Origin of the sequence: Methylobacterium sp. WCS2018Hpa-22, from assembly GCF_031843785.1 — a bacterium.
Taxonomy (GTDB): Bacteria; Pseudomonadota; Alphaproteobacteria; order Rhizobiales; family Beijerinckiaceae; genus Methylobacterium.
On record NZ_JAVTJA010000018.1, the window covers coordinates 1 to 14,594 of the forward strand.

At 65.6% G+C, this 14,594-nt stretch carries 12 protein-coding genes; 1 reads left to right on the forward strand and 11 read right to left on the reverse strand.

All coding sequences use genetic code 11. From position 1 onward, the window contains the following. Positions 1 to 122 precede the first annotated feature (122 nt). From RQI43_RS20555 to RQI43_RS20605, 11 genes are all read right to left on the reverse strand, one after another. Positions 123 to 2,948, reverse strand: coding sequence for a DUF4159 domain-containing protein (locus tag RQI43_RS20555; protein ID WP_311276427.1), 2,826 nt, complete (start codon positions 2,946 to 2,948; stop codon positions 123 to 125). Between the two features lie 10 nt (positions 2,949 to 2,958). Continuing rightward, complete coding sequence (locus RQI43_RS20560; protein WP_311276428.1) at positions 2,959 to 3,873, reverse strand: DUF58 domain-containing protein; 915 nt, start codon at positions 3,871 to 3,873, stop codon at positions 2,959 to 2,961. 4 nt (positions 3,874 to 3,877) lie between these two features. Next, on the reverse strand, positions 3,878 to 4,888 hold the full coding sequence (locus tag RQI43_RS20565; RefSeq protein WP_056429747.1) for a MoxR family ATPase: 1,011 nt from the start codon (positions 4,886 to 4,888) through the stop codon (positions 3,878 to 3,880). A gap of 284 nt (positions 4,889 to 5,172) precedes the next feature. Beyond that, on the reverse strand, positions 5,173 to 6,174 hold the full coding sequence (thiL, locus tag RQI43_RS20570) for a thiamine-phosphate kinase (protein ID WP_311276468.1): 1,002 nt from the start codon (positions 6,172 to 6,174) through the stop codon (positions 5,173 to 5,175). A gap of 2 nt (positions 6,175 to 6,176) precedes the next feature. Further along, positions 6,177 to 6,656 (reverse strand): transcription antitermination factor NusB, encoded by a 480-nt coding sequence (gene nusB, locus RQI43_RS20575; protein WP_056429745.1) that lies wholly within the window; start codon positions 6,654 to 6,656, stop codon positions 6,177 to 6,179. Positions 6,657 to 6,663: 7 nt separating this feature from the next. Continuing rightward, on the reverse strand, positions 6,664 to 7,173 hold the full coding sequence (gene ribH, locus RQI43_RS20580; protein ID WP_056429743.1) for a 6,7-dimethyl-8-ribityllumazine synthase: 510 nt from the start codon (positions 7,171 to 7,173) through the stop codon (positions 6,664 to 6,666). Positions 7,174 to 7,384: 211 nt separating this feature from the next. Further along, positions 7,385 to 8,020, reverse strand: coding sequence for a riboflavin synthase (locus RQI43_RS20585; RefSeq protein WP_056429741.1), 636 nt, complete (start codon positions 8,018 to 8,020; stop codon positions 7,385 to 7,387). Then, positions 8,021 to 9,151: a bifunctional diaminohydroxyphosphoribosylaminopyrimidine deaminase/5-amino-6-(5-phosphoribosylamino)uracil reductase RibD gene (ribD, locus tag RQI43_RS20590; protein WP_311276429.1), complete on the reverse strand. Its 1,131-nt coding sequence runs from the start codon at positions 9,149 to 9,151 to the stop codon at positions 8,021 to 8,023. It lies immediately after the preceding gene. Beyond that, positions 9,148 to 9,720 (reverse strand): transcriptional regulator NrdR, encoded by a 573-nt coding sequence (gene nrdR, locus RQI43_RS20595; protein ID WP_207412436.1) that lies wholly within the window; start codon positions 9,718 to 9,720, stop codon positions 9,148 to 9,150. The genes ribD and nrdR overlap by 4 nt, the downstream gene beginning before the upstream one ends. Positions 9,721 to 9,830: 110 nt before the next feature. After that, on the reverse strand, positions 9,831 to 11,135 hold the full coding sequence (gene glyA / locus RQI43_RS20600) for a serine hydroxymethyltransferase (RefSeq protein ID WP_056429738.1): 1,305 nt from the start codon (positions 11,133 to 11,135) through the stop codon (positions 9,831 to 9,833). A gap of 429 nt (positions 11,136 to 11,564) precedes the next feature. Beyond that, positions 11,565 to 12,863, reverse strand: a complete 1,299-nt coding sequence (locus RQI43_RS20605; protein ID WP_207412411.1) for a murein L,D-transpeptidase — start codon at positions 12,861 to 12,863, stop codon at positions 11,565 to 11,567. 676 nt (positions 12,864 to 13,539) lie between these two features. On the opposite strand from RQI43_RS20605, the gene RQI43_RS20610 reads away from it, so the two are divergent. Continuing rightward, complete coding sequence (locus RQI43_RS20610; RefSeq protein ID WP_311276430.1) at positions 13,540 to 14,541, forward strand: DUF1775 domain-containing protein; 1,002 nt, start codon at positions 13,540 to 13,542, stop codon at positions 14,539 to 14,541. Positions 14,542 to 14,594 lie beyond the last annotated feature (53 nt).

Below are 14,594 nucleotides of genomic sequence, written 5' to 3' on the forward strand. Positions count from 1 at the left end.
GGGTCGGGAGAGGGGAGCGCGCTGTCCGGAGAGGTCGCCCCCTCTCCCGGTCGCTCCGCGACCACCCTCCCCCGCAAAGGGGGGAGGGACGAGCCCGTCCCGATACGCAGTCTGAAAGCTCATCACTGTCCCAACCGCTCCAGCAGGGCCGGGACGTGGACCTGATCCGCCTTGTAGTTGCCGGTGAGCGTGTAGATCACGAGGTTGATGCCGCCGCGAAACGACATCTCGCGCTGGCGCTGGTCGCCGCCGACGATGGGGTAGAGCGCCTCGCCGCGCTTGCCCACCGCCCAGGCGGAAGCCAGGTCGTTGCCCGTGATGACGATGGGGGAGACGCCGTCGCCGGCCCGCGCGGGGCGGCGTTCGGCCCCGTCTCCGGCGGGCGGCAGGGTCTCGACCCAGGTCTGGCCGGTGGCGTAGCGGCCGGGAAAATTGTCCACGAGGTAGAAGGCCTTGGTGAGCACATGGTCCGCCGGAACCGGCTCCAGTTCCGGGACCTCCAGCGTGGAGAGCATCTTGCGCAGATAGGCCCCCTCCGGTGTCGGTGGGCCGCCCGGCCGCGCGGTGAGCGCGTCGCGGGTGTCGAACAGGACCGTCCCACCATTGCGCATGAAGGCGTCGATCCGGCGGATCGCGGCTTCGCTCGGCTGCGGACGGCTGGCGACGATGGGCCAGTAGATGATCGGATAGAAGGCGAGCTCGTCCTTGCCCGGATCGATGCCGATCGGTTCGCCCGGCTCCAGGGCGGTCCGGCTGGCCAGCATCTGGGTCAGGCCGTTGAGCCCGGCGCGGCTGGCCGTATCCGTCGCCTCGTCGCCGGTGACGACGTAGGCCAAACGGGTGGCAAGGGCCGAGTCGAACGTGTTCGGCCGCGCGCCCTCCTGCGCATGGGTTCCGCTCGACAGGCCGGCGACGCCGATGCCGGCCACGATGAGCACAGCCGCCGCCCGTCCGGCGAAGCGTCCGAACAGCCCCCCGCGCGACCGGTTGAAGAGGCCGCCGAGCCAGAGGCCGGCGAGGGTGTCGAGGATCAGGAGCATCAGCGCCAGGGTAAACAGCGTGGCGCGCAAGTCGAGGGTGTCTCCGCCGCTGAGCGAACCGGTGCGGGCGTCGGTGAAAGCCGACAGGTCGAGGGGTTTCAGGCGGTCGTCGGGCCTGAGCGCGTTCACGGCGACGCCGCCATCGGCCGGGCCATAGAACCCGGCCGGATGTTCGAGGCTGGCCCGCTCGCCGTAATCGTCCGGCACTGCCGTGGCGCCGGCGGGCGGGCTGCCGAGTGCCCCGAAACCGTCGAGGGTCAGGCGAGGCGCCAGGACGGCGGCGGCGGGCCGGGTCGACCCCTCCCCTCCGTTCGGCGCAGCGCTGCCCGACAGGGCGACCACGCGGCGCAACATGTCGATGAACAGGCCGGAGAGCGGCAGGTTCGACCAGGTCGTGTCGGCGGTGACGTGGAACAGCACGATCTGCCCCTTGCCGCGCTTCTCGGCGGTGACGATGGGCGTGCCATCCTGCAGCGAGGCCCAGGTGCGGCCCGGCAGGTCGCCATCCGGCTCGGCCAGGATCTGGCGGCGCACCCCGATATCCGCCGGGGGGACCAGCCCGGCAAACGGACTTTCCGGGGCAAAGGTCGCGAGCGTCTTGGGGCTGTCCCAGGACAGGGTGCCGCCCAAGGTCCTGCCTCCCCGGCGCAGGCGCACGGGGACCAGGGTGTCGTTGCCGGCAGCCAGGCGCGGCCCGGCGAAGCGCAGCAGCAGGCCGCCGTCGTCCACGAAACTCGCCACCCGGCGCATGGTCGCCTCGTCGAGGGCGCCCACATCGGCGAGGACCAGGACCGAGACCTGATTGTCGAGGAGCTGCCCGACGGATTCGGCCACCCCCTTGGCCCCGCGTGCTTCCTGGACATCCGCGAAGGGGGTGAGTGCGCGGGAGAGATAGTAAGTCGGGGCCAGGAGTGGCTGCGCCTGATCGTTGGTGCCGCCGAAGACCAACCCGACGCGGCGGCGCTTGCCGCGCTCGTCCATCAGCGTCACGGCGCCGGCCGAGCGCTCGGCGGCGATCTCGAGCCGGCTGATGCCGTTGCGGAGCTCCACCGGAAGCTCGAACTGGACCTCCGTTTCGGTGGCCCCGTCGGCGAAGCGGAAATCGTGCTCGGCCAGCGGCAGACCCTTCTGGTCCAGGGCACGGACCACGCCGGCATCGCGGCCATTGGCCGAAGCGCGCAGCACTCGGGCGGTGAGTTTGCCGCCGCTCTCGGCCGCGGCGAGGGCCAGAGCCGGTGGATTTTCCGCGCGCAGGATGGTGAGACCGGCGCCGGCCTTGTTCAGCGCGTCGGACAAACCCTTGCCGAATGCATCGGATGCGGCACCCGCAACGCCATCGGCGATCCAGACCACAGCGACCGCCGGATGGCGGTCGAGGAAGGCTCCGATGGCGGTCAAATGGACGTCGCGTTGCGGTAGATGCGAGCGCGGCGCGACGGCCCGGAGCCGGTCCAGAGCGGCGGCGGGCGTCTTCGCCTCTATAGCCGCCGGGGCGTCAGCAAGCGCGATCACGGCCACAGGGCGACCGTCCCGCGAGGCCGCCTCGATCTCGTCGGTGGCGGCCCGCATGCGCTCGCGCCAATCATGCGCGGCGGAAAACCCGTTATCGATCATGACGATAAGCGGCGTCCGCCCCGATGTCGCTCCGGTGCCCGACGGGTTCCAGACCGGCCCCGACACGGCGAGGATCAGGCAGGCGGCGGCAATCATCCGGAGGATCAGCAGCCAGGGCGGGGTCCGCGCCGGAGTCTCGCGCTTGGCCATGAGGTCGGCCATGATCCGCAGGGGCGGAAACTCGATCCGCTGCGGGCGCGGCGGGGTCACCCGGAGCAAATACCACAATGCCGGCAATGCGATAAGCGCCGCGAGCGCCAGCGGCGCGGCGAAGGTCAGGGGCAATCCGAACATGCGCTGCTCCTCACCCCGTCCCGCGCGCGGCGGCGACCAGCGTGAGGAGACGCAGGGCCGCCTCGCTCGCCGGCCGGTCGGTGCGATGGATCGTCAGGGTCCAGCCCTGTGCTCGGGCGATCTCGGCGAGACCCTCCCGATGCGCGGCGATGCGGGTGCGATAGGCCGCCCCCCACGACGCCGCGTCACCGATATCGAGGCTCATCTTGGTCTCAGGATCGTGCAGCACGGCTTGCCCCGCGAAGGGAAAGGTCTCCTCCACCGGGTCGACCACCATGACGAGATGGCCTCTCGTGCCGGAGCCCGCCAGCGAGCCCACAGATTCTCTAACCTGTTCCAGAGGCGAGAGAAAATCGCTGATTAGGATCGCCTCGTCGAAGCGGCCCGGCGTGGCGCGCGGCGGCATGTCCTGCGTAAGACCTGCTTTGTCGGCCACCAGGGCGTGCGCCATCGTCTCGACAATGCGGCGTGAGGCCGTGGCTCTGGTGAGACCGAGAAGCCCCGCCCGCTCACCCCCCTCGACCAAGGCATCGGCGACGGCAAGGCCGAGCACGAGGGCGCGCTCGACCTTCGGCCCCTGTCCGAGGCTCGACGAGTACCCCATGGAGGCGGAACGGTCGATCCAGAACCAGATATTGTGGGTCGCCTCCCATTCGCGCTCGCGCACGTAGAGCCGGTCGTCGCGGGCGGAGCGGCGCCAATCCACCCGCGCCGCCGCTTCGCCAGCCACGAAGGGTCTGAACTGCCAGAAGCTTTCCCCCTGCCCCGCCCGGCGTCTGCCATGCAGGCCATGCGCGAGCGTCGAGGAGACACGGCGCGATTCAAGGATCAAACGCGGCATCCGCTCGGCGAGAGAGAGCGCGCCTTCGGTCTCGTGTCGCCCAGGAGCGCGCTGGGCCGCGTCGAGAACCCGGGTCGCGATCATCCGGCTAAAGCTTCGCAGCCAGCTGGGCGATGATCCCCGGCACGGTCTCACCGTCGGCGCGCGCCGCAAAGCTCAGCGCCATGCGGTGCTTGAGCACGGGCTCCGCGAGCGCCTTCACATCGGCGACCGAGGGTGCGACGCGGCCTTCGATCAAGGCGCGAGCGCGCACCGCCAGCGTCAATGCCTGACTGGCGCGGGGACCAGGCCCCCATAGGAGCTTTCCCTTCAGAGAAGGATCGCCCCCTTCCGGTCTTGCGGAGCGGACAAGGTCGAGGATCGCGTCCACCACGGCGTCGCCGACTGGCAGGCGACGCACGAGGCGCTGCGCCGTGAGAAGCGCCTCCGTGGACATCACCGCCTGCGGGCTATGGTCCCCGATTCCCGTCGTCTCGATGAGGATCCGACGCTCAGCCGCGCGGTCAGGATAGCCGACATCGATCTCGAGCAGGAAACGGTCGAGCTGCGCCTCGGGGAGCGGGTAAGTACCCTCCTGCTCGATCGGGTTCTGCGTCGCCAGCACATGGAACGGGCGCGGAAGGTCGTGCCGCTCACCGGCCACCGAGACGAAATTCTCCTGCATCGCCTGCAGCAGAGCGGATTGGGTGCGCGGGCTGGCCCGGTTGATCTCGTCCGCCATCAGCAATTGCGTGAAGACAGGGCCGCGCACGAAACGGAACGAGCGGCGGCGGTCTTGGTCCTCGTCGAGGATCTCGGTGCCGAGGATGTCGGAAGGCATAAGGTCGGGGGTGAATTGAACGCGCCGGGCATCGAGCCCGAGCACGGTGCCGAGCGTCTCGACGAGCTTGGTCTTTGCCAGACCGGGCAGTCCGACGAGCAGGCCGTGGCCACCCGCCAGAATGGTGATGAGGGCGAGGTCGACCACTTTTTCCTGGCCGAAGATGACCTTGTGGATCGCGTCGCGGGCCTGTCCCACCTGGCCGAGACACGCCTCCGCGGTGGCAACGATGCCGTCGTCGAGAGAGGTGGCCGTCGCCGGCGTGGAGCCTGAAGTCATGCGTTCGATCCCGGTTTGCCGCGCGGCCGATGGTCAGGATCGCGGTGACACGTGGGTGCAGCCTGGCGGCGGCATTGGGAGAGAGTGTGGCGTTCTTTCCCGCATGCTGGCAAGGTCGGCGCGACGACGCAGGCATTTTGCGGTCCCTCGTCGACGGCGAAGGACGATTTCGCGTCTCGGCTACCGCGGGACCCGCTACAAGAATGGCGCATCCGCGATCAGGCTGGAGACGTGCAACGTCGGCAACTCACGCTTCTCACCGCTGCGGGAAGTTGCCCGGTGATTCAGAAGTGGCTGAAGGAGCGCGTGGCGAAGGCGTACTCACTGCCGTCCGGCCGGCGGAACGCAGGCGGGCGGTCGCCTTCGACGACCGATCCTATCCGCGCCAGCGGAACCCCCAACGAGAGGGCTTCAGCGATGAACGCCTCAACCCGGTCCGGTGCCACCGCGCAAAGGATCTCGTAATCGTCGCCACCGGTTACAATCGGGCTGATCAGCGCCGGGTCGAGAGCAAGCGCAGCACGGGCGGCATTGGAAAGCGGCACATCGGAAAGCGTGATCTCGGCGGTCCGGCCGGCACCCATCAGCATCTTCGTCAGATCGCCGGCAAGCCCATCGGAGACGTCCATAGCGGCCCGCGCATGGCGGCGGAGAAGCGGTGCGAGCGCGCTACGCGGGCGCGGATGGCGATAGCGGTCGATCAGGACATCTCGACCCTCCCTCCCCAAGCGCTCGGCCCATTCCGGCATCACCCCATTCAGGGCCAATAAGCCGAGGGCCGCGTCGCCGATCGTGCCGCTGACGCAGAGGACGTCACCGATCTCCGCACTCATCCGCCGAACCATGCTGCCGCGCGGCACTTCCCCGAGGGCGGTCACGCCAATGAGGGCGGGACCCGCCGCGCGGACGGTATCGCCTCCTAGAAGCGGGCAATCGAAAGCAGTCGCTGCTTCCCTGAGGCCGTCGGTGAAGCCGGCAAGCCACGCTTCCGTCCAGTCGTCAGGCAGGGCGAGCGTCAGGAGGAACCCACGCGGCATCGCCCCCTTAGCGGCGATATCGGACAGGTTCACCCCGAGCGCTTTGCGCCCGATGGATGCGGGAGGGTCGCCGGCCAGGTAGTGGACGCCCGCCACGATAGCGTCTGCAGTCAACACCAGATCGCAGCCTGGACTTGGCACGAGGGTGGCGGCATCATCCCGCAGCCTATCCGCGCCATAGCCAGCCCAGGGCGCAAAGTAGCGCGCGATCAGCCCGTTCTCATCGGAACGAACGGTGGGGGGCGTGATCGTCAAGCGCGCCCGGAGCCGGGGAGCCCGGCGAATTCCGATCCGCGAACCTCACGGGCGACCTTATCGAGGACCGCGTTGACCATGCCGGGCTCGTCGCCGGCATAAAAGCTATGGGCGACGTCGACATACTCCGAGATCGCAGCGCGAGCTGGCACATCCTTGCGGAACATGAGTTCGTAGGCCCCAGCGCGCAGGATAGCGCGCAAAACTGCTTCGATGCGCTTCAGCGGCCAGCCGCTCGACAATGCCTTGTCCAATTGCGGATCGATCGCACGCTGCTCCTCGACGACACCACGCAAGAGATCGCGGAAGAATGAGATTTCGGCGGGGGGCTGTTCGACGCCGTCGACGTCGCGGCCGATCCAATACGCCTCGAACTCGGCAAGCGCTTCGATGACGCCCTTGTCGGAGATTTCCATCTCATACAGCGCTTGAACCACGGTGAGGCGTGCGCCGCTGCGCTCGATCGTCTTGGCCATGGGGTTCTCAATCCTCTCCCACGGGCGCGGCAGCCGCGGCACGTTTGAGCGCCAGGACGGCCAGGGCTGCCTCCGCGGCACCCGCACCCTTGTTCAGGTCGGAAACGCGGGCGCGGGCAAGCGCCTGCTCCATCGTTTCCACCGTCAGAATGCCGTTTCCGAGGGGAAGGCGACCCACCACGGACAAGTCCATGAGAGCCCGCGCGCTCTCAGTCGCTACGATGTCGTAATGGCCGGTCTCGCCACGGATGACGCAGCCCAAGGCAACGGCAGCGTCATAGGGCTGACCTGCACGGGCGGCCTCCTCCACCAGAATGGCAATGGCGGCTGGGATCTCGAGGGCACCTGGCACCGTCACCACGATGCCCTCGGCCTCCGCTGCGTCGAGGGCACCCTGTGCTCCGGCAAGAAGCTCATCGGAAATGTCGTCGTAATATCGCGCTTCTACCACGAGGACGCGCGCGCCCTTCACGTTCGTAGGCGTTGCCGGCCGGGCGGCGGGTGAGGGCGAAACCATCGTAGGCCTTGTCTGTAGTGGCGAAGGGCAAGATCGGCACGGATGTGACGAATGAGCCGTTAGCGCGGATCGTCGGCGTCGCCACCCAGTATGACCGGGTCGACCCGGTTCGAAATCTTGCGACCGATGACGCCTGAGACGCGGACCGGCGACGTGTCGTTCGCGGTGGGCGAGCGATAGACTGAAGGGTGGCGTATCACAAGATAGCGCGTCAGGAGGCACGATTCTCGAATAGGCGGGCAGCATAGCGAGCGATCAGGTCGACCTCTAGATTGAGCTTGTGGCCGGTTCGCCGGTCACCCCAGGTCGTAACCGCCAGGGTGTGCGGAATGAGCAGGACCGAGAAGAGGTCGCCATCCACAGAGTTGACCGTGAGTGACGTTCCGTCGAGGCAGATCGAACCCTTCTCTGCAATGAAGCGCGATACGGATGATGGCGCACGCAACACGAATCGGTCGCTTGGTGCCCATTGCGGATCGCCGGTCCCACCCGTCACGCTCTCGCGAGCGACGATCTCGGTGACGCCGTCCACATGCCCGGTCACAAGATGGCCGCCGAGTTCATCCCCGATCTTCAACGAACGTTCGAGGTTGAGGCGCGTACCTTCAGCCCAGCCGCCAACGGTGGTCCGCGCTAAAGTTTCGGCCGCGGCGTCAATGGCAAAGATACAGCCCTTGGCCTCGCGCTCGATCGCCACCACGGTGAGGCAGGGACCGGAACACGCGATGGATGCACCGAGGGCGATAGTTGCGGGATTGTAGGAGGACCGGATGCGGATTCGGCGCAGACGCTCATCACCCTCGACACTGAGGACCGATCCCACATCGCTTACCAAGCCAGTGAACATCTAGACGCTCCGTTCGTAGGTAACACACTGGTCCGGTCCGAAAGCGCGAGTTTCGGTAATGCTGAATTCGGGCTCTTGGAGGCGCGCCGTCAACGCATCGCCGACTGCCGGAAGGCCTCCCCCGCCGATGGCACGAGGGCCAGTCACGAGTGTGCAGACATCCACCAGATCTGCGGCTGCAAGAGAATCGGCGAGGTGGGGACCACCTTCGCAGCAGATCCGCGTCACTCCACGCTCGGCCAGTTGTGAGAGCGCGGCACACAGGTCGATCCGACCATGTGAGCAGGCCTCGACCTGGATCGTTTCGACCCCAAAAGAGACGAGCATCCGCTTGGCGTGAATGGGAGCCGATCGTGTCGTCACCACAAGAGTCGGGATGTCCCGTGCGCTTCGCACGAGGTGAGAGGCCGGCGAGAGACGAAGTGTCGAATCGAGGATGATGCGCAGCGGCGATCGTTGCGAGAGACCAGGTAATCGCACCGTCAGCGACGGGTCGTCAGCCCGCGCCGTTCCAATCCCTACGAGAATTGCGTCGGCATGAGCGCGCCAGAGATGGACCGCGCCATCGGCAATGGGGCCCGTGATGCGAAGGCGCTCATCCGGCGCGCCAGCCGCAAATCCGTCCAGGGTACGGGCAAGCTTGAGATGTAGGCTGGGACGTTTCTTCGTTACGCGGGTGACGTGACCGCGATGATCCCTCGCGGCCTCGTCGCAGAGTACATCCTGTGTCACGGCGATACCGGCCTGGGCGAGGCGGGCATGGCCCCTCCCCGCCACGCGCGGATCCGGGTCTGCGATCGCAGTGACGACACGAGTGATTCCCGAAGCGATGATAGCGTCGACACAAGGGGGGGTGGCCCCGTGGTGAGAGCAGGGCTCGAGTGTGACGTAGAGAGTCGCGCCGCGCGCGCTCTCCCCGGCCATCGCGAGAGCAAGAGGCTCTGCATGGGGACGTCCTCCCGATGCCGTTACGCCCTGCCCGATGATGCGCTCCCTGCCCCTCTCACCCGCGACCACCACCGCGCCGACGGACGGATTGGGCCAGGTCCGCCCGAGATTGCGCCTGCCGATCGCCAGAGCCAGGCGCATGAAGCGACGATCATCCGTGCTGGCTGTCTGATAGTCGTTCATGGCCGCCCTCGCGTCTGGCGCTTCGCAGGCGGTTTGGCCGGCGGGCTACCACCGGGCAAGACTTCATGGAGAGCGTGTTGGTCGCTCATTCCATCGTCTCGTAGCCTCGTGATATCGGGAGTATGACCGAGGGTTCCGAGCAACGCTTTGAAGTCGCTCGCCTCTCGGAAGTTCTTGTAAACTGAGGCGAAGCGGACATAGGCCACGTCGTCTAGCCCCTTTAGCCCCTCCATCACCAATTCACCGATGGCCTCGCTGGCGATCTCAGCCTCGCCGCCGCTTTCGAGTTGGCGGGTGATCCCACTGACCAGACGTTCGATCCGTTCCGGATCTACCGGCCGTTTGCGGACGGCCACGTCGATAGAGCGTTGAAGCTTATCGCGATCAAACGGTACGCGCTTACCCGAGCGCTTGAGCACCGTCAGTTCCCGCAGCTGCACCCGCTCGAAAGTGGTGAAGCGGCCGCCGCAGTCCGGGCAGACCCGCCGCCGGCGGATTGCCGCTGAATCATCGCTGGGACGCGAATCCTTCACCTGGGTGTCGGGACCGCCGCAATAGGGACACCGCATCGGGCGGATACCTGCATGGTTGGTGAAAAAATGAGAACGGCCGCGGATATGGCGATCCGCGGCCGTCTCTATCATGACGTCATCTGCGGGGGCACCCGCAGACGGAGGTTTCAGCCGTAGATCGGGAAGCGGTGCGTGAGGGCGTGGACCTTGTCCTTCACCGCGGCCTCGATCGCCGGATCTCCGCCTTCACCTTTGGCCACCAGACCGTCGAGTACCTCAATGATGAGGGCACCGATCTGCTTGAACTCCGCGACGCCGAAGCCGCGCGAGGTGCCGGCAGGTGTGCCGAGGCGGATGCCCGACGTGATCGTCGGCTTGGCCGGATCGAAGGGCACGCCGTTCTTGTTGCAGGTGATGTGGGCGCGGCTGAGTGCGGCTTCCGCCGCCTTGCCGGTCAGGCCCTTCTTCTGAAGGTCCACCAGCATGAGGTGGTTGTCGGTCCCACCGGACGTGATGTCGTAGCCGCCGGAAATGAGGGTATCGGCGAGCGCCTTGGCGTTCTCGATCACCTGCTTGGCGTAGATCTTGAACTCGGGCTTTAGCGCCTCACCGAAGGCCACGGCCTTGCCGGCGATGACGTGCATGAGCGGTCCGCCCTGCAGGCCGGGGAAGATCGCCGAATTGAACTTCTTGGCGAGCGCCTCGTCGTTCGTCAGGATCATTCCGCCGCGCGGGCCGCGGAGTGTCTTGTGGGTCGTCGTAGTGGCGACATGGGCGTGTGGGAACGGCGACGGGTGGACACCGGCCGCGACGAGACCCGCGAAATGGGCCATGTCCACGAAGAAATAAGCTCCGACCGCATCGGCGATCTCGCGGAACTTGGCAAAGTCCCAATGACGCGGGTAGCCCGAGCCGCCAGCGATGATGACCTTGGGCTTATGTTCATGGGCCAGACGCTCAACCTGTTCCATGTCGATGCGCTGGTCGTCGCGACGCACGGTGTAGGAGACGGGCTTGAACCATTTGCCGGACACATTCGGCGGGGCGCCGTGGGTCAGGTGGCCGCCAGCAGCGAGGTCGAGGCCCAGGAAGGTGTCGCCCGGCTGCATAAGAGCCATGAACACGCCTTGGTTCGCCTGACTCCCGGAATTCGGCTGAACGTTTGCGAATCCGCAATCGAACAAGCGCTTAGCGCGCTCGATTGCAAGGTTCTCAGCGATGTCGACGAACTCGCAACCACCATAATAGCGACGGCCCGGATATCCTTCCGCGTACTTGTTGGTGAGGACCGAGCCCTGGGCTTCCAGGACCGCACGGGAGACGATGTTCTCCGACGCGATCAGTTCGATCTCGTGCTGCTGCCGACCGAGTTCCTGGCCCACCGCCTTCGCAACTTCCGGATCCGCGTCGGCCAAGGATGCGCTGAAGAAGGAATTCGAAAAATGCTTGTCGCTTGCAGTACCGGCGCTCATGGAAAGCCTCGATTGTTGAACGGGCGAGGGCGTCCGTTATCCGCTGGCGTAGGGCGGGCGGTCGCTCGAAGCGTGATTTACTACACGTGCCGCGGGGCGAGGCCAAGCACAGCTAATTTGTAGCCCCGGGCAAAAAAAATTCGGTGCATCCTGTATTTGTCGGTGCGCCAATGACATCCGCGGGATACTGGCCGCGCCGATCGAGAGTTTGGCGACCCTATGTCGCGACGCTTGCATGCATGTGTCGCGCTCGAAAGCTGTCGGCGTCTCGCGACTAAGGGGTGAGCAAGAGCCGCGTCATACCATGGCGGCGAACCAAGCTTTCTCGAGGCGATCTGTTTTCCAAGACCTGCGATCTAATTCAAAACCAAAGAGGCGGGATTCGCACCCGAATCCCGCCGCCCGCTTTCGCGCACATAAGTGAAGCGATTAGTTCTCTTCGTCACCCGGTTCGAAGGTCTGAATTTGCTCAGCGCTGGCGACCGGAGTCGGCCCAGACAAGGTTGAAGGCACATTGACACCGTCGCGCTTGTAGATGTCGTCGCGGAACTGGACGAGACCGTCTGGGGTCGCCCAGGCCGTGATGTAGGTCCAGTAGACCGGAACCGGGCTGCTCAGAGTCGCGTCGACGCGCTTGCCGCTCTCGATCGCCTGTTCCACTTGGTCGCGGCCCCAACCGGGCGTGTCCTTGAGAAGCCAGGTAATGTACTCGCGCACATTCTGCACGCGAACACATCCGGAGGAGATGAATCGGAAATCGTCTCCGTACACACCCTTCGAATTCGTGTCGTGCATGAACACGCCGTGCGGGTTCGGGATATTGATGCGGACGATTCCCATCGAGTTGAAATCGGCGCCCGAGTCCTGACGGTAGCGATAGCGCGTACCCTCGTCCGAGTTCCAGTTTACCGAGGCCGGTGAAATCTCGGTGTCCCCAGTGAAGATGCGGATCTTATTCTCGGTGAGGTAATTCGGATCCTTCTGCATCTTGGGGATGAGGTCCTTCTTCACGATGGAAGCCGGAACCGTCCAGAAGGGGTTGAAATTGATCTGCGTCGCCTTGGTATTCATGATCGGCGACTGACGGTCGATCTTGCCGACGCCGGCGGCGTGCAAGGTCACGACTTGGCCATTCTCTACCGTCTGGACCAGGGCGGCGGGAATGTTGGTAATGACGAAGCGATTGCCGAGATTGCCCGCGTAGGAGCGCAGGCGGACGGCGTTCACCTCGAGCTGCTTCAGGCGGATATCAGCCGAGACGTTCATCGCCTGCTGGGTGGCCATGCTCATGGAGCCGGTCTGGCTCAGACCGTGACGGGCCTGGAAGCGCTTCACCGCAGCGGCGACGTAGGAATCGTAGACACCCGAGCTGCCCGACGCCGAGTCGATGTCGCCGGTCACGGCGAGACGAGCGCGCAGAGCCGCCACAGCTGGACCCTTGGCGCCGACGCGCAGGCGATCCGCGCCGGAGACCGGGCGCCAACCGCCGCGTGCGACGATGTCCTTGTAGCGTTCGACCATCTGCTCAGTCGCCGCCATCGTCTGCGGAGAAAGAATCGGTGTCGAGGAACGCTGCACCTGCATCGTTGCAGGCGAGGCATAATCCTGGGCCCACTCCGCCTGAGCGAAGCCGGCCGCTTCGCGCGCAGTGGCCGTTTGGGCGAAGGCGGCGGCGCTGGCGAGAAGCGCGAAGCCCAGCGAGCGGGCGATGGGAGCCTGTTTCAGCATCGGACGGAAACTCTAATCTGACCTGTGAAGCGGCACGAGGCCGTCGGGGCATGGTTGGGGTGGATACCGACCACCGAAAGTCCTGTGCCGCGAACGTGTCGGGGCACGGTTAAGAAGTCATGCCGTCCGGGCTAGATTGTGGCGCGGCCGCGATAAATCACAGGCTGTGCTGTACTGCAGCGCACATGCAACATGACGGCTCGTCCGATTGTGAAAGAGATGGCGGGATTATGTCCGTTGCGCTAAGCGCTGAAGGATGATGTCGCGGGATTCAGGGGCTGGCGGCTTGCGCGCGATCACTGCTGTGATCGCGCTCTACGCGTTGGTTCTTCAGGTCTTCCTTGGCACCCTGATGCCGTTGCCCTCCCTCGTCCATGTCGGTCCGCTCTGCTCGAGTCTGACCGATGGGACGGATACCGATCAGAGCCCGGCGAAGTCCGGTCACGGCAAACACGACTTCTGCTGTACGTCCGCGTCCGCCGTTGCAGTGGCGACAGTGATTGGGCTCGTCTCGAGCCCGACGGTCTGGCCGCTCCCGGCGGGCATCCGCCTGACATGGCTTACTGAGGCCCGACCCGGTGGGCGCGGTCCCCCTGGCACCATTCATCAACCGCGTGGTCCTCCTATCGTCTGAAGTGATCCGAAATCTCGATCCCTTCAGACACGGACAGCCATCATGAAACGGATAGTGCGGGCAGAACTTGCCGCGACCCTTCTCCTCACCGTCTCGACCAATGTCGCTTTCTCTCACGCCACGCTCGAGCGGAAGGAGGCCAGCCCGAACGCCACTTATCGGGGCGTCATTCAGATCACCCATGGCTGCGAAGGCACGCCGACGAAACGCGTGAGCGTGACCATTCCAGAGGGCGTCATCGGTGCCAAACCGATGCCGAAGCCCGGCTGGACCCTGTCCTTGGAAAAAGCTCCCTATGCCAAGGCCTATCCATATTACCACGGCGATATTTCAGAAGGCGTGAAAACCATAACCTGGAGCGGAGGAGAACTGCCCGACGATCAAGTCGACGAGTTTACGTTCCTCGCCCGTGTCACGGATACATTCGCCCCCGGTGCGACCGTGTATTTTCCTGTGGAGCAGGATTGCGTGAAGGGCGCGTATCGCTGGAGCGAGATTCCCGCACCGGGCCAGAACGCTCACTCGTTGCAGTCTCCCGCTCCCGGCGTGACCATCGTTGCCGCGCGCACTAAATCGTCGTCGAGCGCTGCGTCCTCCCCTGCGAACACCATCCAGGCCGGTGATCTCGTCATCGATACACCGTGGATGCGTGCCACTCCCGGTGGCGCTACGGTTGCTGGCGGCTACGTCCGGATCACGAATACCGGAACGCGCCCGGACACGCTGATTTCCGCCTCCATTCCGTTGGCTAGCACCGGTTCAATCCATTCCATGACCATGGATGGCGGGGTGATGAAGATGGCCGCGGTGGATGGCGGCCTCGTCATCAAGCCCGGCGAAACCGTGGAGCTCAAGCCCGGCGGCTTCCACTTGATGTTCGAAGGGCTGAGTGCGTCGCCGAAGGTCGGTGAACCGGTTTCCGGAACACTGGGCTTTCAGCGCACGGGTGAGGTGCGAGTCACCTTCGCCGTCGCTCCCATCGGCGCCAAGGCCCCTAATGCGCCTGCTGCGACCGAACCCGCGGCCGGACATCATCAGCACTGACCAATCACGTCGACGAATGGGTTTCCCCTGGGGAAACGTGCTGAAGCGTCGAT